Genomic DNA, 22,378 nt, shown 5'->3' with positions numbered 1-22,378 from the left:
GACGCTCGATTGCTCGCGATGGACGTGAACGATAACGCGCCAGGCCTGATACCCAACGGTGCTCTCGGGTTTTTCGCGAGCAAGCTCGCTCCTACAACGACAAAAACAAAAATAACAATGAGGAACCGCGATGAAATTCCGTGACAAAGTTGTGCTGGTCACCGGTGCCGGCCGAGGCATGGGGCGTGCCATCGCTCTGGCCTATGCCCGAGAGGGCGCCAAGGTCGTGGTATCGGCACGCACCGCTCGATATGGCGAAGAAACCATCGAACAAATCAAGGCTCTGGGCGCGCAAGCCTGCCTGGTCGGCGGCGACATCGCCGATCGCGACGCCATCAAGTCAATGGTGCAGGGCGGCGTCAAGCACTTTGGTGGCCTGGACATCGTGGTGCATTGCGCCGCTGATACCAGCCACGGGCTGATCGCCGAAATGGCCGACGACACCTTCGACCATATTGTTCGCAGCAATATTCAATCGTTGTTCTGGCTGGCCAAGGACAGCGCACCGTACCTGTCTAAAGCCGTCGACAAAGGCCGGCTGATCTTCATTTCCTCGGGTGAAGCCAACCGCAAGTACACGCCGCGACTGATTGCCTATGGCTCAACCAAAGCCTTCATGAATGCGTTTGCTCGAGGGCTGGCGGTGGAGTTTGGTGCGATGAATATCCTGGTCAACGTCGTCGAGCCAGGACTCATCGGCACCGACCACATGCTGGAAACACTGGGTAACGAACTGCCGCATAAACTTGCTGCGCATTTCCCGGTCGGGCGTCTGGGTGAGTCCGCGGACATTGCCAATGCCGTGTTGTTTCTGAGCTCCAACGAGGCTTCGTACATCACCGGTACTTCGCTGCTGGTGGACGGTGGCGCCACCATGATCGCGTTGCCCAAGGTCGAAGAAATCCTCAAGGGCCAATAATCATGTCGCGCATCCGCGATGGCGGTTGCGCCGGGAGTTAGGTCATGACAATCGAAACACGCAATGGCAATGAAAGGTCCCACGGGGGCAGTGATTTCTCCGAGTTCAAGCGTGGCTGGCAGGTGGTGCTTCTGGGGTTGTTCGGCATTTGCACCAGCATTACCGCTGCCTTGCTGTATGCCTTCGGCACCCTGGTCATTCCGCTGGAACAAGCCTTTGGCTGGAGCCGAGGCGACTTGCAGGCATCGATCACGTTTCTGTTCGCCGGCGTGGCGATTTCCACGCAACTGGTGGGGCCGCTCTATCGTCGCTACGGCCTGCGCCGGGTGGCGATTGTGTCGATCGTGCTGCAGATCATCGGCTACTTCGCCATTACCCGCATTCAGGGCTCGATTGGCTGGTTGTACCTGGCGTTTTTCAGCATGCCGATTGTCTGTGCAGGCACTATTGCGATTACCTGGACGCAACTGGTCAACCTCTGGTTCGAGCGCAATCGGGGCCTGGCGTTGGCGGTGATCCTGTGTGGCACCGGGCTGATGGCGATGATTCTGCCGCCACTGTTGTCGCGACTGATTGCAGCCTACGGTTGGCAAGCCGGTTTCATTGCCTTGGGCGCGATGCCTTTGCTGTTCACGCTGCCGCTGTCGATGATGTGGCTGCGCATGCCGGCACAGCGCGTCAACACTGACTCGACCGTGCCCAAGGCGCTCCCGGAACTGACCGGCATGTCTTACAGGCAGGCGTTACGTTCTGGCGTGTACTGGGGATTCAACATCGCCTTGATTCTGTCAGTGTCGTTGACCGTGGGCATGGTCACCAACATGGTGCCGATGCTGCAAAGCAAGGGTTTGAGCGCTCAGGAAGCCGCCCAGATCTTCAGCACCTTCGGCATTTCCATCATCGGTGGGCGTTTGCTGGTGGGGTACCTGCTGGACCGCTATTCGCCCTCAGTGGTGGCGTCGGTCAGCCTGGCGCTACCGGCGTTAGGCTGTGCGATTTTTCTGTTCGGTGGCGCGCAGAACACGCCGTTACTGGTGCTCGCCACCTTGTGCATCGGCGCCAGTGCCGGGGCTGAGTTCGATCTGGCAGCCTTCCTGATGGCACGCTACTTCGGCCTGAAAGACTACGCGCGGATCTTCGGTTTGCACCTGTGCCTGATCACCGTTGTTTCCGGTCTGGTGCCCATGCTGTTCGGTCATCTTTACGATGTGTACGGCAGCTACTCGGCGGTACTGGTGTGCTGTTTCTGCTGCGCAATTATCGGCCCGAGCATTCTGTTGTGGTTGAAGATGGAACCGGCCTTTCTGGCACATCAACAATCCCTGCAACCCCAACAACACGCCTGACTTATCCGAGGATGAATGTGCAATGAGCATGGACAAACACGCAATCGAACACTTCCTGCACGGTCAGATCGACTGCTGGAACCGCGGTGACAAAGAAGGGTTTTTTGCTCACTACCGCAGCGTATCGAGCAATGGCTTGAGCATCGAATACGTCGGCAAACCACAGCACGACGCCTGGCAGGTTCTGGAAGGCATGTGGGCGCAGCAGCAACCGAAGATTCGCGTCGAGGTGCGCCAATGCATCGTCAATGGCAATGAAGCGGCGTGCCATCACCTCAATGCCTTTCGCGAGCAGGAAGGCGGCATCGAGACGATTGAGTTGTATCGGTTCGAAGAGGGGAAGTTGTTCGTTCGCTACTTCATCAATCTGTAAGCATCGAAACTTTACATACACAAAGCGCAACCTCCTGGTTGCGCTTTTTTATGAGTCGCTACACACCATCGGTGGAGAAGGACAGATGTCGCCAGAGTTCGATTTCTGCGAGCATCTTGTTGAGCTTGTCGCTGACCTGCTGGTAGGCGTCGGAGCCCGCCAGGTAGCGCAACGGTGGATGTTCACTGTTGGCCAGCTCCACCAGCGCTTGACCCAGCTTCGCCGGATTGCCGGTTTGCTGGTGGTTGTAGGCGGCCGATGCACTTTTGATCTTGGCGGTGAACGCCACGTAATCCTCTAGCTCACGGGTGCCAAAGATCGCAGAGCTGGGGTCGAGGAAGTCGGTACGGAACACGCCGGGCTCCACCAGCGTTACCTTGATGCCGAACTGTGCCACTTCCTGGGCCAGTGACTCGGAAAAACCTTCCACGGCAAATTTCGACGCACAGTACAACGCCGCGCCGCCCATCCCCACCACGCCGCCCATCGACGACACGTTGAACACCTGGCCGCTGCGTTGCTCCCGCATCACGGGCAGTACGGCGCGGCAGACGTTGAATACACCAAACACGTTGGTTGCAAATTGCTGGTCGGCTTCACTGGCGAGATTGTCTTCGAAGGGCGCCAATTGGCCGTAGCCGGCATTGTTGACCAGCACATCGATGCGGCCAAAACGTGCCACCGCGGCCTCTACGGCATTCAGTGCCATGGCTTCGTCGGTCACGTCGAGCGCCACGGCCATGACACGGTCGCCGTATTCGGCGAAAACGTTTTCCAGTGGCTCGATGCGCCGTCCACTGACCACGACCTTGTCTCCGTCGTCCAGGGCGGCTTTGGCAATAGCGGCGCCCAAGCCTCGGGCCGCACCGGTGACAAACCAGACTTTATTCATTGCGTTGCTCCAGTCATTGCAAGAAAAAGCCGCACTCAGTGCTGGTGCGGCTGGCTTGGAGGATTCGTGCAGGGTCAGTCGCGGTTGGCCGCTTCCCAGGCTTTGAGATCGAAGCCTTCCGCTGAGGCTTCGGCTGCGGTCAGCCTGGGCGCGCGGGAGAGAATCTTGCGCGCGGCCATGTGGTCACCCATGCGATTACAGGACTCCACCGCCACCAGTCGATCATTGCGAAAGCACAGGACCGACAGTTGTTTGTCCTGGGCGGAACCCAGGACTACGGTGCTGTCGTAACCGCTGGAGAGTCCGGCAATTTGCAGCTTGAGGTCGCCCTGATCGGTCCAGAACCAGGGCAGCGCACCGTACGGCGCCGGTTTGCCCATCAAACGTGCAGCCACGGCGCGGGCCTGGTCAACGGCGTTCTGCACAGATTCAAGGCGGGTATGTTTTTCATCGTTTTGCAGGCAAGGGAAATTCGCGACATCGCCCAGAGCGGAAATCCGTGGGTCAGAGGTGAGCAGGTTGGCATCCACCTTGATGCCGTTCTCGATGGCCAGGCCTGCTTCTGTCGCCAGTTGCGCATTGGGGATCACGCCGATGCCAAACACCACCAGGTCGGCGGGCAGGGCGCGGCCGTCGGCGGTTTGCACCGCGCAGACTTTGCCGTTGTCGCCATCGATGCGGCTCAATCCCTCGCGGAAGTCAAAGTGCACGCCCCATTGTTCATGTGCTTGGCGGAACAGTTCTGACATCTCCCGGGACACCGCACGCGCCATCGGCCGCTCGGCCAGTTCCAGCACATGTACGTTCGCCCCTAGCGCCGCCGCTACCGCTGCGAACTCCAGGCCAATGAAGCCGGCACCGATCACCACGACATTGCGCGCTGCTTTTGCCAGCGGCGCCAGTGCATCGGCATCGGCTTTGGTCTTGATGCCGAATACTTGCGGCAATTCGGCCCCCGGCACCGGCAAAGGGCGATTGTGTGCGCCGGTGGCCAGGACCAGGTGGTCATAGTGGATGGCATCACCCGAGGCCAGGACCACGCGACGGTTCTGGCGGTCAATCGCGGTTACCTGGTCGTGCAACAAATCAATGCGCTGGGTGGCATAAAAGTCGGCAGGACGGAACAACAGGTTGGTGTCTTGGATTTTTCCGAGCAGGTACGCCTTCGACAGCGGCGGGCGTTGATAGGGCAGGCCGGGCTCATCACCGATCAGGGTGATTTGGCCTTCGTAACCTTCCTGGCGCAGTGAGCTGGCGACCTGGAAACCGGCTTGGCCAGCACCGACAATAACGACTGAGGCGAGGTTCATGACAACTCCTTGGGGCGTATTCAGAATTGCGATGAAGGCAGGTGCAACACCATGCCGTCCATCTCTTCGCTGATGATCAATTGGCAGCTCAATCGACTGTTGTCACGACGCTCGAAGGCGTACTCGAGCATGTCGTTTTCCATGCTCTCTGCGGCTTGTACTTTGCCCAGCCAGGCTTCGTCGACATAGGTGTGGCAAGTGGCGCAACTGCAGGCGCCGCCGCAGTCGGCGGGAATGCCCGGCACCGAGGCAAAGGTAGCGGCTTGCATGACCGATTGGCCGATGTCGCCTTTGACCTGATGGGCGGTGCCGTTGTGTTCGATAAACGTCAGTGTGGGCATGTTCTGCTCCGGTATTGTTGGCGTGGTTCAGGAATGACTGGGCAGCGCCTGCGCGTCGAAGCGCGGGACTCGGCCAAGAGTCAGTAAAAGCAGGGGGCCGATCAGGCAGCAAATAGCGCTGTACACCAGCATCGCGGTGTAGGAACCGGTAGTTGAAAGCAGGTAGGCGAAGAGCAGCGGCGCGAGTGCCGAGGCAACGGTGTTAAGGCCCTGATGCACACCAAACAGACGGCCGTATTCGCGCAGGCCGAAGTAGCGGGCGATCAGGAACGCGGCGATGTCGAACTCCGCCCCGGCACCAAAGCCGACCAGTATGGCTGCGAGCATGAGAGGCGCGAACTCGACGGTTCCGCTGAGGTAGACCAGGCATCCGACGGCCGGCAGTACCAGGCTAATTGCAGACACCGCCGGTGGCCACAGACGGTCCAGCAGATAGCCGATCAGCATTCGCCCAAAGATCAGCGACACGCCAAAGCAGCTGAAAATCGTAGTGGCATCGGCCGCTGAAAGCCCCTTGGCCTGCAGCATGGGAACGGTGCTGGTGACCATGCCGACAATCGACGAAATCACCAGGCCCAATGCCAGGTTGCAGGTCCAGAATTTCAGTGAGCCCATGCCTTCGCGAAAACTCACCCCCGGCAATTCCGTCAGAGCCTTGTCATCGTTGCTGTTGCCGGCTGCGGTGGGCAGTTTGAACCACAGCAGAATCAGCGGTAGCAGCACCAACAGGTTGAGCAACGCGAGGATCACAAAGGCTGCGCGCCAATCCCATTGTTCGATGCCCCAGGCCATCAGCCGTGGAATGGTGGCGGCGGTCACCCCGGTCCCGGACAGACCGATGGCCAGTGCCAGGCCACGATTGCGGTCGAACCACAGACTCAACAGTTGTGTCCAGGTGACGGCCAATGCACCCATGCCGACGATGGGCAGTAAGGTAAAGGCAATGTACATCGACCAAATCGAGTGGGTCAGTTGGGTGGTCGCCAGGTAGCCGAGGGACAGTAGCAGAAGGGAAATGACCGTCACGCGCTTGATGCCGTAGCGCAGGTTGAACCAGCCCACGAGCTGCAATGACACGACCGCACCACCAAACAGGAAGGTAATGCAGGCCTGCAGTTCGCTTTTGCTCCAGCCAAACGCATCGCCCAACGGTACGACCAATGTGCCGAAGCCATAGAGCAGGGCGGCGTTGATGCTGATGGCAACACCGGCGACCGCGAGGATGAGGATCTTCCAGCCCTGTCGGAACTCGTGAAGATCAATGGCCGCTTCGTTTTTTGAAGGGTGCATGGGGTTGGCTTCCTTATAGGTTTTGTTGAGCCAAGCACTGCTGCAAGGGAGGGGAGAGCACCACTTGCAGATTCTTTAAAACAGAATCAGATCTTTTATTCAGAATAAAAATAGGATTTTCGCTTTGTCCAGAACAGCTATCTGACTCATAGACAAACGAATTTCCTGCGTCGAACACACCTTTGAATCAATCTGTTCAACATCCCGTCGCCTCAAGCTCACCAGGGTGTTTTGCAAGCGCCGATGACTGCCAGCATATCCGCGCTAAAAATTAATTGCACATAAAATAAATAAGTGTTCATAATTTGCTGTGACTGGACCTGATAAGGAGAAAAAAAGTGAGTTCAGAAAAAGCGCAATTCAAAGCCGTGGCCGACCGTAGCCGCTGCTGTGGTTATGGCTTGTGTGCCGCGATCTGCCCCAGCCTTTACAAACTTGATGCCGATGGCCTGGTGTACATGGACGATGCCCGTGTACCGCCCGAGTTGGAGGAGGAGGCCCGTGAAGGTGCCGCCGCCTGTCCGGCGGAAGCCATCTGGCTTGAGCCCATTACCCCCGAAGACGAAGCTGTTTGAGGGTGTGAGCACCAGTCGTCACTGATAACCACAGAGTTGAGGATGTGTGGATGGGACGTTTACGTAATAAAGTCGCGTTGATCACCGGTACCGGTGGTGGCCAGGGCCGGGCCGCGGCACTGCGTTTTGCCCGCGAAGGGGCGATTGTGGTCGGTTGCGACTTTAACGCCGAAGGCCATGAAGAGACGGCCGCTTTGATGCGAGCCGAGGGCTTTACCCTGTATGGCTCGGCCCCCGTCGACCTGGGCGATCACGAACAGGCCAAGGCCTGGATCGATGCCGCCGTCGTCGAGCACGGGCGCATCGACATTCTGTACAACAATGCTTCCGCTGCACGTTTCGGGCTGGTCAGCGAACTCTCGATCGAAGACTGGCAGTTCACCATGCGCAATGAAATCGACCTGCTGTTCTACACCACCAAATATGCCTGGAACCATTTGGCCGAGCAGCGCGGGGTGATCATCAACGTGTCCTCCACCGCTGCATGGGGTGGCTCAAAAGTGGCGGGCATCTCCGCGCATTCGGCCGCCAAGGGCGCCGTGGTGTCGTTCACCCGGCAAGTGGCCGTAGAAGGCGCGCCGTTCGGCATTCGAGCGGTCAGCTTGAGTCCCGGGTTTGTCGCCACGCCGGGCACTCGACCGTTTCTGGAAGACCCGAAAATGCGTGCCATGTTGCTGGACGGTGTCTTGATGGACCGTCCGGGCGAGCCTGAAGAAGTGGTGGCGATGGCCGTTTTTATTGCTTCCGACGAAGCGTCATTCATAACCGGTTCGGACATCGTCATCGACGGCGGATTACTGGCGATTTAATACACACGACGTCAGGGCAGGTGCCATTGGCACCTTTTCATCTCGAACAATAACAAGGTGAAATTACGTGGACATCATTGGTATCGGTTACATGGGGTTCGAGACCCCCAACCTCGACGCGTGGCGTGAGTATGGCCCGCAGGTGATGGGCTTCGGCATTGGCAAGAACCCTGAAAGTGACCCTGAGTCGCTGTACTTCAGAATCGACGATCGCCGCCATCGTTTTGCGTTCCATCCAGGCAAAGTGGACAGAATTGCCTACATTGGCTGGGAAGCAGTAGGGCGCATGGCCTTCGAGGACGGTATCAAGAAGCTGGCGGCGGCCAATGTTGAATACACCCGTGGCGACGCGCAATTGTGTGAAAAGCGTGGTGTGCGCGAGTTGGTACGTTTTCGCGATCCGGTGGGCTACCAGCACGAATTGTTCTACGGGCAAAAGTGGTTGCCGCGTTCCTTCCAGCCCGGTCGCCCGCACAGTGGTTTTCTCGCCGATGAACGTGGCGCTGGCCACGTGGTGCTGATTACCCCGGACTACACCCCGGAACTGGAAGACTTCCTGCTCAATGTCATGGGCTTCAGCTGGTATGGCGCTGGCGCAGGCAAGGGTCGCACCGGTTTCTTCCGCTCAAAGCTCAACCATCACACCAGTCATGACATTGCCTATGGTCACGGCCCGGGCCGCATGGGCGTGCAGCATGTCGGACTGTTTGTGCGCAATGTGCGCGACGTCGGTGAAACCTACGACATTGTGCGTCAGCGCCAACTGCCGATGATGATGACCCTCGGTCAGCATGCCCAGGACCCGCACCTGTCCTTCTACCATTTCAACCCGTCCGGATTTGCCTTCGAGACCATTGCTGAAATTGAGCCGTGGCAGGGTGACCCCTACGAGTTGAACCCGGAGAAACTCAGCCTATGGGGTCACGAAATGGTGGGCCCGATTCTCGGTACCAGTGTCAAAACACCGGAAGAAGTGCTCGACCCTGAGTACCTGCCCATCTACCTGGCCAAGCACTGACATGCGCCTGGCACGGGTCGAGGTGGCGGGGCAGGCGTTTTGGGCGTTACTCGACGCGCAAACCGATCGCCTGCGCCGGATCAATGCGCCGTTCGCAAACTGGGCCGGGCTGGGCACGCGGCTGGTGGCGGACGTGCTTGATCTGGACGACGAGTGGTTGCCGCTGTCCGCGGCACGGCTGCTTGCGCCGCTGGAGCCGGGTGCCAGGGTGTTTGGTGTGGGGCTCAATTACCTCAGTCATCTCAAACGCCTGGGCAGCGATGTGCCAGCGCATCCACTGGCTTACATCAAGCCTGAATCTGCGCTGGTCAGTGCAGAGGACGAGATCGAGTTTCCGCCATTGACCCGTCAGCTTGATTACGAAGTGGAGCTGGTGGCCGTGGTCGGTCGGCCATTGCTCGCAGAGCCTAACGCCAGCGATTGTCTACTGGGGTACACGGTGGGCAATGACATCAGTGCGCGCGACGCCGGTAAACAGATTGGACGCCTGGACCTGTTGACCCAAAAAGCCATGGACCGCACCACCCCGGTGGGCCCGTGGATCGTGACGGCGGATGAGTTGGGCGTAGCGGGGCAGCCGGCACTGGATATGCACCTGAGCGTCAATGATGAATTACGTCAGCAGGACAATACCCGCCAGATGATTTTCGGTCTGGATGAGTTGCTCAATTATCTGGATGCACGCATCAGCCTGCGTCCCGGTGATCTGGTGTTTACCGGTTCCACCCACGGTGTGGGCCTGGAAAGCGGGCGCTTTTTGCAACCTGGGGATCGAGTCGAGGCTGAGATTCAAGGCATCGGTCGACTGCGTAATACCATTGCGCTGCCACGTCAGCTCAACCCGGCGCGTGCCGCAGGGCGGTTGGGCCAGCCGCTAGAAAACTAACCACTGATTTGAACCGGCTGAAACGCTGAGGAGTGATGATGAGCGAGGGCTCGGCGTGGGCGCCGTTTCGTAACAAGGCGTTCCGCGGCTTATGGCTCGCCGGCGCCATGGTCAACATGGCGATCTGGATGCAGACGGTCGCTGCGGCGTGGATCATGACCACGCTGACCCCCTCCGCGGCCATGGTCTCGCTGGTGCAAACCGCGGTGACCCTGCCGGTGTTCCTGTTTGCTTTCCCCGGCGGCGTGATAGCCGATCGGGTCGAGCGTCGTCGGTGGCTGATCATTACGCAGTGCATGATGCTGTTCGCCGCGCTGGTGCTTTGTGCACTGGCGTATAGCGCGCATCTGGAAACCTGGGGATTGCTGGCGTTTACCTTTGTGCTGGGCACCGGCAGTGCCTTGGGGATGTCGGCGTGGATGGTGACCATGGTCAGCGTGATTTCACGGGATCAGGTGCCGGCGGCGGTGTCATTGAACGGTATCGCCATCAATGCAACTCGCGCCTTGGGGCCGGCGCTCGCGGGTGCCCTGATTGCCTGGTGGAGCACCGCCTCGGTATTCCTGGTGATCGCGCTGTGCTTGTTCGCCGTATTGCTCTTCCTGTTCAGGCTTACGCCAAATCCGCCGGCCGTGGGCTTGCCGCCGGAAACCCTGACCGGCGGCATGCGCAGTGGCCTGCGCTATATCCGGCATTCAGCGGTGCTGTTCAACGCGCTCAAGCAGGTCTTGGTGTTCACCAGCAGCGCCAGTGCCTTGTGGGCCTTGATGCCATTGGTGGCCAAGCAGCAATTGGGCATGGAAGCGGGCGGCTACGGTTTGCTCATGGCATTTCTGGGGGCGGGTGCCGTGCTGGCCGCATTGATCTTGCCGCGTTTGTATCGCTCGGTGAGCATGCGTCACTTACTGATCTGCGGCACCGTTGCTTTTGCGGCCGCCAGCCTGACCGCTGCGCTTTCGCGTAATCGCTATGGGGTCTGCGTGATGATGTTGCTGGCAGGGTTTGGCTGGATGGCGGTCAACGCGACCATTTCCACTGTGGTGCAAACGTACGCCGCCAACTGGGTGCGGGCACGAGTGGCGTCGGTCTACGTATTGATCCTGATGGGGGCCATGGCAGCGGGCGGCGCGCTATGGGGCGCGCTGGCACAGGCGTTGGGCGTCAGTGAAAGCCTGCTATTGGCGACACTGTTATTGTTGGCCGGGATCTTGCTGACGCGTAATGGCCGGATCGAACTGGGGCAGGAAGCGGATTTTGCCGAAGTGCAGGTGGCCGACAATCCGCAACTGGGCAGCCCGGTGTGTCATTCCGAAGGACCGGTTTCGGTCGAGATCGTGTATCAGGTAAGCCCGCCTGACCGTGACGATTTCCTGAAAGTCGTGTACGCCGTAGGCAAGGCGCGGCGGCGCAACGGCGCGCAGAACTGGCGCCTGTACCGCGACATGGCGGACCCGCAGCTTTTCAGCGAGCGTTTCATTGTCGAGTCATGGCTGGATTACCTGCGCCAGCAAGTGCGGGTGACCCAGGCAGACCATTCCCAGGAATGCCTGCTTGAGCGTTTTCGTCGCGAAGACCTGCAGACCCGCCGGCTGATTTATCAGCCGCTGGAGAAACAAACTCACTAATTCGTTCGGATTATTCCCAGTTAAAACTTTTACGTTGCCGTTCATTCTCAGGTTAGAATGCTGGCACCTCAAAGTTACTGGATCGGGCATGGACTTCACTGACCTCAACGACACCACCAAATCGGCCGGCGCCACCCTCGTCAAGCCCGTTTCCAACGCCATACGCATCCTGCGCTACCTCAGTCAGGTGGGGACACCGGAACGCTCGGTGGACATCGCACGTCAGCTGAAAATCAACCCCAGCACCTGCTTCAACATCCTGCGCACACTCGTACAGGAGGACGTCGTCGACTTCAGCGCATTGTCCAAACGCTATTCGGTTGGCTTGGGCCTGGCACGACTTGTCGAACAGGTGGTGACCCAAGGGCACCGCGTGCAAATGGCCAAACCCTTGTTGCAAAACCTGGCTGCACGCCAGCGCGTGACTATTACCCTGTGGCGAAAAATGAGCCCCGACCGGATTGTCATTGTCGCCTCCGCTGCGAGCCCGACCGATGTGCGTATCGATATGGCCGAAGGTCAGCGCTTGCCGATTCTGATGGGGGCCAGTGGGCGCTTGTTCGCGACTCAGATCGACCTCGACGACCCGGAAGTACAGAGCAGTTTCGACACGATTCGCTGGGCCCAGCCTTTGCCGCTGGACGTTTATCGCGAAGAGGTGAGACAAGCGGCCGAGCGCGGTTGGGCGCTGGACGACGGGCATTTTTCCGGAGGGATCCTGGCCATTGCCGCGCCGGTCTACTCGCCGAGCAACAGCATCGACTTCACAGTGTCAGCGGTGATGTTCCGTGGACAACGGGATGAAGAGGGCCTTGCCGACCTGGGCAAGGCACTGATCGAGTTCTGTAACGAAGTGGCCGGCGTTCTCTACTGAGACGCTGCGTTACTCGCGCACCAGCAGCAGGCTGCCCCCCAGCGGGCCGCCACCGGCTGCCACCGTACTGACGCTGTGTTCACGGGTTTGCCGGCCTTCGGCACGCCCCCACAGTTGCAAACACGCCTCATGCACATAACCGAGCCCATGGGTGCGGCCACCCGAAAGCTGACCGCCGTTGGTATTGAGCGGCATGCTGCCATCCAGTGCAATGCGGGTGCCGCCTTCAACGAAGGCGCCGCTGCCCCCGGTCGGGCATAGGCCCAGGGCTTCCAGCCAGATCATGGTCAGAATCGAAAAGCCGTCATACAACTGTGCGGAGCCGACGTCCTGCGGGGTGTAGTCGGTGCGCGCCCACATCATCTGGCCGACGTCGAAAGCCGCCATTTTGGTCAGCGAGATCTGGTCCCATGACCACGGCTGATTCAACGCTGCGCCCATCGCCTCGATGCGGATGGGTTTGTTCGGCAGGTCCTGAGCGATATCACGGCGCGACAGCACAATCGCGGTTGAGCCATCGCAATGCACGTCGCAGTCGAACAGACGCAAAGGCGAAGAGATCACCCGCGAGGCCATGTAATCGTCCATGCTCATCGTCGTGCGAAACACCGCCTTGGGGTTGCGCATGGCGTTCTGGCGACACGTCAGGGCGATTTGTGCCAGCTGCTCCGGGCGAGTGCCGTATTCATGGAAGTGACGTTGGGCATACAGCGCCATCAGATTGGTCGCCGACAGCACATTGAAGGGCGTGAACCACTGCCAGGCGTAGCTGCTGTCGCGTCCCTTGGTTTTGTTGGTCAAGGCGCTCGCCTGTTTGTTAACCATCCGGGCTGACGCTTCGGTGATGGTGCGAAACACCAGTACGTGTTTGCACAGGCCCGCTGCAATCGCCATGGTACCGTTGATCACACCGGTGAGCGGGCCGGGCCCTTCATATCCGCCACCGAACCAGTTGACGTTGAGCCCCAGTGCGCTTTTCAGGGCGCTGGGGCCGACCGGCGAGAACGGGTCGCCATTGTTGTTATCGCCCGGCCAGCAAGCCACGCCGTCGATGTCGCTGCGCTGCAGGCCGGCGTCAGCAATGGCTTCGAGGCAGGCATCGAGGGTCAGGCGCATGGCGGATTTGCTTGACGGTCGTCCGATTTCCGATTGGCCGATGCCGGTGATGGCGACGTCTTTTTCATAACGATGATCGAACATCACTGATCCTTCTCGAACAGAGGCAACCAGACATCCTCGACATTTAGGAAGCTGACCCGTACCGGCATGTCGATGTGCACATCCTCGACCGGCATCCCCACCACGTTGCTCACGAATTGCAAGCCGGCTTGTTCCACCAGCTCAATGATCGCGACCACATAGGGCACCTCAAGGGCGGGGTTCCAGGCTTGGTAGTTGATGGTGTAGCTGAGCACTTTGCCCTTGCCCGATACCGCCTTCGGCGCCACCTCGAAGCTGGCGCAATGCGGGCACAGCGGGGCGGGCGGATGGAAATACCGGCTGCAGGCCGCGCAGCGATGAATGAGCAATTCGCCCTGTTCGCCACCCTGCCAGAAGGCGCGGTTGTCGGCGTTGAGTGCAGGAAGTTTTCTAGGCATCAGCGGTCCGCAGGTGAATGTTTGACTTGAGGTCATACGGTATCATTTGTACATATTTTAAAAAAGTGTCATATATTTACCCCGACAAAGGCACGGATCGACAGTTCGCGCCGCAAAACAACAACAAGAGGATTTCACGATGTCCCAGTTATTGCTGGACAAGAGGGTAGTCGTCACCGGTGGCTTTGGTGCCCTCGGCAGTACCCTTGGTAAATGCCTGCTGGCATGCGGCGCCCGGGTGGCCTTGCTGGATCGCGCCGAGGTCCCGGCTTCCTTGCTCGATACGGAGAATCTGCTGTGTCTGGGCGGTGTCGACCTGACGTCCACCGAGTCGGCCAGCGCGGCATTTGCTCAGGTCGCGGCGCAATTGGGCGGTATTGATGGTTTGGTCAATGTGGCGGGCGGTTTTGCCTGGGAGACCGTTGAAGGTGGCACCCTGGATACCTGGGACCGCCTTTATCAGATGAACGTACGCACCGCCGTGGTCAGTTCGCAGTCGGCGCTGCCGCAATTGCTGACCTCCGGGGCGGGGCGCATCGTCAATATCGGTGCGCTGGCCTCCGTCAAGGCTGCAACGGGGATGGGCGCCTATGCGGCCTCCAAGGCCGGTGTTGCCCGCTTGACCGAGGCATTGGCCGAAGAGCTGAAAGATCGTGGCGTCACGGTCAACGCCGTGTTGCCAAGCATTATCGACACCCCGGCCAACCGCGCCGACATGCCCGATGCCGACAGCAGCCGGTGGGTGACGCCGCAGGCGCTGGCGGCCGTGGTTGCGTTTTTGTTGTCGGACGACGCCGCAGCCGTTACCGGTGCGTTGCTGCCAGTGAGTGGCCGCGTATGAGACTGGTGACCTATACCGACGCCGACGGTTTTGATCGCGCGGGTGCACTGTTGAATCAGGACCAGCAAGTGCTGGACCTGCAAAATGCCTATCGCTTGCTGGAAAGTCGCGACAGTGTGGCTTTGAGCAGCATTCTGGCCCTGGTGGAAGCGGGGGAGCCGGCGTTGGAGCTGGCGCGTTCGCTGGTGGCCAAGGCGCCATCGGCGGCGGTGCTGGAGCGTTCCAGTGTGAAACTGCGAGCACCGATTCAGCCCCCGCCGCAAATGCGCGACTGTTCCTGTTTCGAACTTCACCTGCGCCAAAGCTTCGCGGCGGCCCGCCGTGCGCGTGCATTGCGCACCGAAGACCCGGAAGCCACCTTGAAGGCGATGAACACTCGCGCCGACGACCGGGTGATCGACACCTTCAACAAACAACCCATCTATTACAAAGGCAACCGCTTTGCCGTGATTGGCATCGACGATGAGTTCCAGTGGCCGAGTTTCAGTCGGGCGATGGACTTCGAACTGGAGTTCGGTTGCTACATCGGCAAGCGTGGCAAGGACATCAGCCGCGAGGCCGCCCGTGCCCATATCGTCGGTTACACCATCTTCAACGACATGAGTGCCCGCGACGCCCAGGCCCTGGAAATGCCCGGCATGCTCGGCCCGGCCAAGAGCAAGGATTTCGATACCGCCAACATCATGGGCCCTTGCCTGGTCACCGCTGATGAGCTGGGGGACCCCTATGACCTGAACATGATTGCCCGGGTCAACGGAGAAGAATGGGGGCGCGGTAACACCCGTGACATGCGTTGGAGCTTTGAAGACGTCATTGCCCATGTTTCCCGTTCGGAAACCTTGTACCCCGGTGAATTCCTGGGCTCAGGCACGGTGGGTAACGGCTGTGGGCTGGAACAACTGCGTTACTTGAAACCCGGCGATGTGGTTGAGCTGGAGATCGATGGCATCGGTGTGCTGCGCACGCAAGTGGGCACGGCGCCGGCCAAGGGCTGAGGGTCAGTCCATGACGGAAGGATTTGCTTACATCTTATGGTGAATTCTATGTACAGAAACACGAAAAGTGTCTTATATTTCGTCGCGACTACCGTTGTGACGCTCTGATCAGGAGGCAATCATGCTAACAAGAACAAGCCCCGTATTGTCTGATGGAACCAAAGTTTCAGATCTCATCTATACCTCCAGCCGGGAAGTGCAGATGCGTGTGTTGTCTGACCACGAAATCTACGACCTGGAGATGGAAAAGATCTTCGGCAAGATCTGGGTGCTCCTGGGGCACGAATCGGAAATCCCGAACTCCGGCGATTTCATGGTCCGTGACATGGGGTCCGACTCGGTCATTGTTGCCCGCGGCAAAGAAGGTGAGGTATTCGTAAACCTCAACGTCTGCCCGCACCGGGGCATGCGCATCAGCACCGCCGATTGCGGTAATACGCAAATTCACAAATGCATCTATCACGGCTGGGCCTTCCGTCCCAATGGTGACTTCATCGGCTCGCCGGTTGAGCGCGAGTGCATGCATGGCAAGATGCTGCCCAAATCGGAGCTGGGCCTGAAAAAGGCACGCGTCACCCTGTATGGCGGCCTGGTATTCGCCACCTGGAACGTTGATGGCCCGTCATTTGAAGAGTTTCTCGGCGATGCCAAATGGTACTACGACATGCTGTTCTGTCGTTCCGACAAGGGCATGGAAGTGCTCGGTCCGCCGCAACGTTTTATCGTCAATGCCAACTGGAAAACCGCTGGCGAGCAATCGGCGGCCGACGGTTTCCACACCCTGACCTTGCACCGCTGGCTGGGCGAAGTGGGCAACTACGCGAAGAAAGGCGAGGGCGAAACCGCTGATCTCAGCCCGGAAATGATCGGCGTCGAAATCAGCTCGCCCCACGGCCATGCGCTGCGCTGCATTGACCTGGCCCGCAAGATCAAGCGTTTGACCGGCCTCGACCCGGCGGAGCTGACAGTTCAACAGAAGCTCGAGGCATTGCCTCCGGCCGGCATGACCGCCGACATGGTGGAGCAATTGGCGCGCAACCTGACTGAAGATCAGTTGAAAGTGCTGACCAGCATGCCGCCACAAGTCGGCGGGATGTTCCCCAACATTCTCTTTGGCTTTGTCTACATCCCGCAGCCGGACGGCAGCGTCGTCGGCTCGATGACCCTGCACGCCTACGTGCCGCGTGGTCCCGACAAGCTGGAGTTCGTCAACTGGGTGTTTGCCGAGAAAGACGCGTCCCCTGAACTGCGCGACAAGATGCTCAAGCAGACCATCCAGTTGTTCGGCACCTCCGGCATGGTCGAGCAGGATGACTCCGATACCTGGCCGCACATGACCCTGGCCGCCAAAGGCGCGATGGGCCGCAAGAGCACGCTGAAATACCAGGCCTGCTTTGAAACCGGCGCCCCTGAGGGCTGGCCTGGCCCCGGTATCGTCAACGAAGGTTTCACCAAGGACGATACCCAGTGGCACTGGTGGTTGTACTGGCACGAGCTGATGACCGCACCGAACGAGCAATAATCGCCCGTTGGCCCTGGTTCGATTGCGATCCTCGCAGGCCGCAATCGCAGCATTAACAAGAATAAAAGTGAGGAAATGACTCATGGCTCAGGTTCAACAACGCGGTGTGGAGGATATCCAGCCGGGTTCTCCAGTAGGTACCAAACGGGTGCCGGTGGGCTCGCCGATCTACAACGACGTGGTGACCTTTCTCTACGAGGAAGCCACGCTGCTCGACCAGATTCGCCTGCAAGAGTGGGCCGAACGTCTGGACACCGACCTGGTGTACACCGTACCGCTACGCCAGACTCGCGTGGCGTCCGAGCTGAGAACCACCATTGTGCGCAGTGTTCAGCACTACCATGATGACTACCGTTCGATCATGGGGCGCATTTTGCGCCTGTCCGGCAAAAGCGCCTGGGCGGAAGATCCTCCCTCGCGTACCCGGCGTCTGGTGACCAACGTGTTTGTCGAAGAAACCGACAAGCGCGATGAGTTTGTGGTGACCAGTTATCTGCTGCTGACCCGCAGCCGTTTCAACGATCACCATGTCGATATCATCAGCGGTGAGCGACGTGATGTGCTGCGTCTCGGTGAGACGGGGTTCAAGCTGGCACGACGCGAGGTCATCCTTGATCAGGCTGTACTGGGCACTCCCAATCTGGCCGTCTTTCTCTAGTTTGCATCGGCGCTCGGGTTTAAACCCCGATCGCCGTGCATGCGGGCACTGGCCGCGCTGCTCTTGAACAAGGGGTAGCGCGACTAATCGTGCTGTCTTAGCCACTCTTGATCCTGGGCACACAGTTGCAGCGGTTTGTCGCTGAAGTCCAGGGTCGAACCCTTCATTCTTAGTGCCTGTTCGGCACGTTCCGATTGTTGGCTGTAGCACAGGCCCGTGCTCATCGCGTGGACCTGTTCGTCGAGGTTGTAGGCGCGTCCCATCGAAATCAGCGTGCAACGGCGGAGCAACAGCGCGGCTTCGGCCATTTCCTCAGTCAGGGTACTCAAGGCCCAGCGCGCCATGCCTTCGCGAAGGTTGATGCCCGTGTAGGGCGGTGGCCCTTCGAGCCGGGTGCCGTTGACCGCCCAGCTCAGTAATTCGTCGTGATCGCGGAGCAAGATGGCACGTGTGTGATTGTCGATGCGCTGGGCCACTTCAATGTCGTAGCGACGCTGGCGGGTGTCTCGCGCTGCAGCGGCGATGGCGAGGCCCGCGAGGTCGAGCAAGTGCGTGCATTGATGACTGGCATCGGTTTGCCGGGTGACTGAATGGGCAACACGGTTCAGCTTCATGCCCAGCAACTGCTGTAATTGATCACAGGCTTGCGGACACAGGGAGTAGGGATGACGCAGCGCTTCACCGCCGATGGCACTCACCACGCCTGCGCGATGGCGAACCCATACACGGAAGTGGTGAAAGTCATCTTCCAGGGCCGCGCGGACTTCACCTGCATCACTGGCACGGGTGGCCATAATCTCCACGCGGCGGCGAAATACACTCATCCTCAATATCCTTGTTTCAGTGCTGTTCAGGCGGTAAGAATCGGGTATATTTGAACACTATATCCAATAATGTTCACTAAAAAACAAGAAAAAGGGGTGGCTATGGCACTGTTAAACGAACAGGTTGCGTTGATCACTGGCGCCGGAGGCGGCATTGGACGCGGCATTGCGTTGAACTTTGCCAAGGAAGGCGCAGCCGTGGTGGTTGCCGAACTGGACGTGGTCAGCGGAGAAGCCGTTGTCGCTGAATTGAAAGCCCTGGGTGGCAAGGCTGTATTCATCAAGACCGACGTGTGCAACAAGGCGGACATCGAAGCGGCGGTGCAATTGGCCGTGGATCAATTTGGTGGCCTGGACATCCTGGTCAACAACGCCTTCGCCCCGACGCCCAATGTGCTACTGGAAGAAAAAACCGATGCTATGCTGGAGCAAACCTTGGGCTCCACCGTGTGGGCTGCCTGGTGGGCGATGAAAGCTGCACTGCCGCATATGAAAGCGCGTGGCGGTGGCAAGATCATCAACTTCTACTCCATCGATATCGAGATCGGCGCCTGGCTGCATGGCGACTACAACACGGCGAAATCGGCGATTGTCGGGCTGACTCGTAGCGCTGCCTCCGAGTGGGGACGCTTCAACATTCGCACCAATGCCATTGCGCCGACCGCAATGGGTGCGACCTTCCACAAGCTTGCTGCAGAAAACCCGGGTTTTGCGGAAATGTCCGCTTCGATGCGCCCGTTGGGTCGCTGCGGCGAACCCGAAGCGGATATCGGGCCGGTGGTGGTGTTCCTGGCGTCCGAGATGTCGCGTTTCATCACGGGCGAGACGATCCACGTTGACGGGGGCCTGCACCTGCCTGGTTACAACTCCCGTCCGAAAGGCGTTCCCGTTCGCGAGTATTGATTCGCCCCGTTCAATGTAGGAGCGAGCCTGCTCGCGATGGGCGTCAACGATAACGCGTAGGCTCTGGTTGAACGCGTTGTCCTTGAGTTCATCGCGAGCAGGCTCGCTCCTACAAAAAGGCAGGTCAGTCAGACCTTGGAAACAAGAAAGCCCGCTTTAAGCGGGCTTGTTTCGTTGGAGGGGCGATTACTTTTTGGAGACCACGATAGAGGTGGTTTCCAGATCCCAGGTGGTCTGGGTTTTACCTTCATCGCGCAGCAGGTATTTCAACACCCGACCCTGCGGGTTTTTCGGCAAACTGCTGCGAAACTCGATGTAGCGGGGCAGGGCATAGTACGGGACCGAATCGGTGGCCCATTGGAACAGTTCCTCTGGCGCAAGTGTCGCGCCCTCATGCAGTACCGCCGTGACCTTCACATCGTCCTCGCCTTTGTCCGATGGCACGGCATGCACCGCCACTTCGGCCAGCGCCGGGTGAACAGCGAACGCGGCTTCCATTTCAAAGCTGGAGATGTTTTCACCGCGGCGGCGCAGGTAGTCCTTCTTGCGATCGACGAAATAGAAGAACCCGTCGTCGTCGAACTTGCCGATGTCGCCGGTGTGGAACCACATGTTGCGCATCAGTTTCTGGGTGTCTTCCGGCCGGCGCCAATAGCCTTGGAACATGATGTCCGGGCGCAGCGGGCGTACCACGATTTCGCCGGCACTGTTGGGTGCTACTTCTTGATCGAGGTCGTCGACAATGCGTACATCAAAGTCCGCGATGCGTTTGCCCGAGGAACCCGGTGCCGCGTATTCACCGGCGGCCAGCGAGGTAATAACGCAGGCCTCGGTCAGCCCATAGCCGTTGCCGCCCACCAGCTTAGTGCCGAAACGCTCACGCCAGATTTTTTTGGTTTCTTCAGTGTAGGGGTTACCGCGCGCGGTATGGATCTGCCCGACACAACGCAACATGGCTTCGTTATCCGGAGCCTGGGCGAGCAGGCCACCCATGCCGCCCAGAATCGATGCGATGGTGGCGCCCGAACGCTCCACTTCCTGCCAGAAGTTGGAAACAGAAAAGCGCGGAAGAATAGCGGCCCGGGCACCCACCAGAATGCTGGCTATGATGGATACGCAAAGCGCGTTCATGTGGAACAACGGTAATGGCGTGATGGTGACGTCATCGGCGCTGGCCGGGCCGGCACGCAGCTGCAGGCGCGCAAGGTTGCACATGAAGTTGTAGCTGATCATGCAGCCCTTGGAAGGGCCTGTGGTGCCTGAGGTGTAAATCAGGCAGGCGAGATCCGAAGGCTGCGGTTTATTGGGGAGTGGCGTGGTGTCATGACCCCGGAATTCATCCAGTGGCGCCACGCGAATCCGGCAATCGGCCAAGGTTTCAGGTGTGCCGCGATAAAGAATATGGTGCACATCCTGTAACTGCTCAGCCAACGAGCTCACGCGTGGCAGGTAAGCCGACTCGCAGATCACCACCGAAGTACCGGTGTCGGCGATCTGGTGACGCAGGAACTCACCTTTCAGGGCGGTATTGATCGGCACGCTCACTGCGCAGAGCTTGTTGATCGCCAGCCAGGTGGTGACGGCATCGATATTGTTATCGAGCATGGTCAGCACGGTTTCACCGGCCTTGACGCCGAGGGTGGCAAGGGCGTTGGCCATTTTGGTCGAGAGTGAGTCAACCTGAGCGTATGTGTATAACTCGCCACTGAAATCTAGCAATATTTTGTCTGGATGCCTTGCTACCGCACGATCTAGCGCTTCGATGACAGTGTCTCGTTCTCCCACTGCCCAGGTCTCTGGATTGCCGCTGCTGCCCATGAATATTCTCCGTTTTAGGGACCAACAGCTGTTGGTGCGCCTGATTTTATTTTGAAGAGAGAATTGGATTCTAAATAGAAATTTTGCAAATGTCTTTAGGGATAAGTTGAACATATAACGTTATTTATGCACAGATCCTGTGCTAGTGTTGCTTATCTTTACTCTCAATGAGCCCATTAACCCATGCCAAAAGCCGCATCCCAGAAAGCTGAAGCGCCAATGCCAGCCCCTAAAACGAAAAAAAACGTGGTGCCGGACGCGGGTGCAGAAGCGGGTAAGTCAGTGGAACGACGCACCGGCCCCAAAGCAGTCGCAGGCGCCAAGGTCAAACCCAACCGACGTTCCGAAGAAACCATCGCCAATATCCTGAAGGCCACCGAAGAGGTGGTATTGATGTCGGGTGCAGACCGCATTTCGATCCTGGATGTGTGCCAGGTCGCTGGCGTTTCGCGCGGCACGTTTTACCGCTACTTCGCTTCGCAAGAAGACCTTCTGGACACCTTTTCGCGGCATAAACGCGAAAGTTTCCACAGCTCCCTGTCGCAGGAGCTGGGCCATATCAGTGACCCGGAAGCGCGCCTCAATGCGCTGTTTGCCTACCTCGACAACTATCTCGAGCAAAGTCGTGCGCGACGCTTGCTGGTCGTCGCCCCTGACTATGCGCTGGGTTTTTTCCGGCGGATCTTCCACGATTCTATCGTGCGTTTTCAGGACGGCCTGGGGATCGTTTTCGACGATTGGGACGATCGCCTCGGCGTACGCCTTGATCGGGAGCTGATCTGCGAAATGATCATTCGTTACGTGTTGAGTGAAATCCTGGTGCCGGAGGCGGCGGGTCGTCGCTTGTTCCCGGTGCGGGTGAAAAAGCTCCTCGGTGCGCTGATCATGGGTTCAACGTCACGCACTCGACGCTGACCTTCAAAAGTCCCCCTCGCGCTGCAAGAAAACCCCCGATTCTCGG

At 59.0% G+C, this 22,378-nt stretch carries 23 protein-coding genes; 15 read left to right on the top strand and 8 right to left on the bottom strand.

Annotated features, from left to right (window positions below; all coding sequences use genetic code 11):
- Positions 1-130 precede the first annotated feature (130 nt).
- From ACEN83_RS17060 to ACEN83_RS17050, 3 genes are read left to right on the top strand one after another with little or no spacing between them, the layout of a single operon-like run.
- Complete coding sequence (locus ACEN83_RS17060) at positions 131-919, top strand: SDR family NAD(P)-dependent oxidoreductase (RefSeq protein WP_495577812.1); 789 nt, start codon at positions 131-133, stop codon at positions 917-919.
- Between the two features lie 44 nt (positions 920-963).
- Positions 964-2,265: an MFS transporter gene (locus ACEN83_RS17055; RefSeq protein ID WP_495577811.1), complete on the top strand. Its 1,302-nt coding sequence runs from the start codon at positions 964-966 to the stop codon at positions 2,263-2,265.
- Positions 2,266-2,287: 22 nt separating this feature from the next.
- The gene (locus ACEN83_RS17050) at positions 2,288-2,638 is read left to right on the top strand and encodes a nuclear transport factor 2 family protein (RefSeq protein ID WP_093224106.1); all 351 of its coding nucleotides are present in this window, start codon (positions 2,288-2,290) and stop codon (positions 2,636-2,638) included.
- A 58-nt stretch (positions 2,639-2,696) separates the two neighbouring features.
- Here ACEN83_RS17050 and ACEN83_RS17045 read toward each other — a convergent pair whose 3' ends face one another.
- From ACEN83_RS17045 to ACEN83_RS17030, 4 genes are all read right to left on the bottom strand, one after another.
- On the bottom strand, positions 2,697-3,530 hold the full coding sequence (locus tag ACEN83_RS17045) for an oxidoreductase (protein ID WP_095967325.1): 834 nt from the start codon (positions 3,528-3,530) through the stop codon (positions 2,697-2,699).
- A gap of 74 nt (positions 3,531-3,604) precedes the next feature.
- Positions 3,605-4,840, bottom strand: coding sequence for an NAD(P)/FAD-dependent oxidoreductase (locus ACEN83_RS17040; RefSeq protein WP_095967324.1), 1,236 nt, complete (start codon positions 4,838-4,840; stop codon positions 3,605-3,607).
- Between the two features lie 20 nt (positions 4,841-4,860).
- On the bottom strand, positions 4,861-5,181 hold the full coding sequence (locus ACEN83_RS17035; protein WP_095967323.1) for a 2Fe-2S iron-sulfur cluster-binding protein: 321 nt from the start codon (positions 5,179-5,181) through the stop codon (positions 4,861-4,863).
- A 27-nt stretch (positions 5,182-5,208) separates the two neighbouring features.
- On the bottom strand, positions 5,209-6,471 hold the full coding sequence (locus tag ACEN83_RS17030; protein WP_204928854.1) for an MFS transporter: 1,263 nt from the start codon (positions 6,469-6,471) through the stop codon (positions 5,209-5,211).
- Positions 6,472-6,809: 338 nt separating this feature from the next.
- Here ACEN83_RS17030 and ACEN83_RS17025 point away from each other — a divergent pair, with 338 nt between their 5' ends.
- The 6 genes from ACEN83_RS17025 to ACEN83_RS17000 all read left to right on the top strand — a co-directional run bounded on the left by ACEN83_RS17025 (position 6,810) and on the right by ACEN83_RS17000 (position 12,258).
- Positions 6,810-7,046 carry a ferredoxin gene (locus tag ACEN83_RS17025; protein WP_007942510.1) on the top strand — a complete coding sequence of 79 codons (237 nt, stop codon included), beginning with the start codon at positions 6,810-6,812 and terminating at the stop codon, positions 7,044-7,046.
- A gap of 50 nt (positions 7,047-7,096) precedes the next feature.
- On the top strand, positions 7,097-7,855 hold the full coding sequence (locus tag ACEN83_RS17020; protein ID WP_095967321.1) for an SDR family NAD(P)-dependent oxidoreductase: 759 nt from the start codon (positions 7,097-7,099) through the stop codon (positions 7,853-7,855).
- Positions 7,856-7,922: 67 nt separating this feature from the next.
- Positions 7,923-8,873: a VOC family protein gene (locus tag ACEN83_RS17015; protein ID WP_095967320.1), complete on the top strand. Its 951-nt coding sequence runs from the start codon at positions 7,923-7,925 to the stop codon at positions 8,871-8,873.
- A gap of 1 nt (position 8,874) precedes the next feature.
- Positions 8,875-9,759 carry a fumarylacetoacetate hydrolase family protein gene (locus ACEN83_RS17010; RefSeq protein ID WP_495577810.1) on the top strand — a complete coding sequence of 295 codons (885 nt, stop codon included), beginning with the start codon at positions 8,875-8,877 and terminating at the stop codon, positions 9,757-9,759.
- A 38-nt stretch (positions 9,760-9,797) separates the two neighbouring features.
- Positions 9,798-11,384 (top strand): MFS transporter, encoded by a 1,587-nt coding sequence (locus ACEN83_RS17005; protein WP_495577809.1) that lies wholly within the window; start codon positions 9,798-9,800, stop codon positions 11,382-11,384.
- Between the two features lie 88 nt (positions 11,385-11,472).
- On the top strand, positions 11,473-12,258 hold the full coding sequence (locus tag ACEN83_RS17000; protein WP_495577808.1) for an IclR family transcriptional regulator: 786 nt from the start codon (positions 11,473-11,475) through the stop codon (positions 12,256-12,258).
- Positions 12,259-12,267: 9 nt separating this feature from the next.
- On the opposite strand, the gene ACEN83_RS16995 is transcribed toward ACEN83_RS17000, so the two are convergent.
- Both ACEN83_RS16995 and ACEN83_RS16990 read right to left on the bottom strand, forming a co-directional pair.
- Positions 12,268-13,458 (bottom strand): thiolase family protein, encoded by a 1,191-nt coding sequence (locus tag ACEN83_RS16995; RefSeq protein ID WP_495577807.1) that lies wholly within the window; start codon positions 13,456-13,458, stop codon positions 12,268-12,270.
- Positions 13,458-13,856, bottom strand: a complete 399-nt coding sequence (locus tag ACEN83_RS16990) for a Zn-ribbon domain-containing OB-fold protein (protein ID WP_495577806.1) — start codon at positions 13,854-13,856, stop codon at positions 13,458-13,460. Before ACEN83_RS16990 ends, ACEN83_RS16995 begins: the two co-directional genes overlap by 1 nt.
- Positions 13,857-13,995: 139 nt before the next feature.
- On the opposite strand from ACEN83_RS16990, the gene ACEN83_RS16985 reads away from it, so the two are divergent.
- From ACEN83_RS16985 to ACEN83_RS16970, 4 genes are all read left to right on the top strand, one after another.
- Entirely contained in the window at positions 13,996-14,697 is a 702-nt protein-coding gene (locus ACEN83_RS16985; protein ID WP_495577805.1) for an SDR family NAD(P)-dependent oxidoreductase, read from the top strand.
- Positions 14,694-15,692: a fumarylacetoacetate hydrolase family protein gene (locus tag ACEN83_RS16980; protein ID WP_495577804.1), complete on the top strand. Its 999-nt coding sequence runs from the start codon at positions 14,694-14,696 to the stop codon at positions 15,690-15,692. The genes ACEN83_RS16985 and ACEN83_RS16980 overlap by 4 nt, the downstream gene beginning before the upstream one ends.
- Positions 15,693-15,813: 121 nt before the next feature.
- A complete protein-coding gene (locus ACEN83_RS16975) occupies positions 15,814-17,214 on the top strand; it encodes a Rieske 2Fe-2S domain-containing protein (RefSeq protein ID WP_204928851.1) in 1,401 nt (466 codons plus the stop codon).
- Between the two features lie 82 nt (positions 17,215-17,296).
- Entirely contained in the window at positions 17,297-17,872 is a 576-nt protein-coding gene (locus tag ACEN83_RS16970) for an aromatic-ring-hydroxylating dioxygenase subunit beta (protein ID WP_095967313.1), read from the top strand.
- Between the two features lie 83 nt (positions 17,873-17,955).
- Here ACEN83_RS16970 and ACEN83_RS16965 read toward each other — a convergent pair whose 3' ends face one another.
- On the bottom strand, positions 17,956-18,696 hold the full coding sequence (locus ACEN83_RS16965; RefSeq protein WP_095967312.1) for a DUF2889 domain-containing protein: 741 nt from the start codon (positions 18,694-18,696) through the stop codon (positions 17,956-17,958).
- Positions 18,697-18,798: 102 nt separating this feature from the next.
- Between ACEN83_RS16965 and ACEN83_RS16960 the strand changes: the two genes are divergently transcribed.
- Positions 18,799-19,599, top strand: a complete 801-nt coding sequence (locus tag ACEN83_RS16960; protein WP_095967311.1) for an SDR family NAD(P)-dependent oxidoreductase — start codon at positions 18,799-18,801, stop codon at positions 19,597-19,599.
- 186 nt (positions 19,600-19,785) lie between these two features.
- Here ACEN83_RS16960 and ACEN83_RS16955 read toward each other — a convergent pair whose 3' ends face one another.
- On the bottom strand, positions 19,786-21,417 hold the full coding sequence (locus ACEN83_RS16955; RefSeq protein ID WP_095967310.1) for an ATP-dependent acyl-CoA ligase: 1,632 nt from the start codon (positions 21,415-21,417) through the stop codon (positions 19,786-19,788).
- A 183-nt stretch (positions 21,418-21,600) separates the two neighbouring features.
- Here ACEN83_RS16955 and ACEN83_RS16950 point away from each other — a divergent pair, with 183 nt between their 5' ends.
- Positions 21,601-22,332 (top strand): TetR/AcrR family transcriptional regulator, encoded by a 732-nt coding sequence (locus ACEN83_RS16950; RefSeq protein WP_095967309.1) that lies wholly within the window; start codon positions 21,601-21,603, stop codon positions 22,330-22,332.
- Positions 22,333-22,378 lie beyond the last annotated feature (46 nt).

The organism is Pseudomonas sp. Pseusp49, from assembly GCF_059491875.1.
Note: the sequence above shows the minus strand (reverse complement) of the source record. Positions and strands in the feature narration are given on the sequence as shown.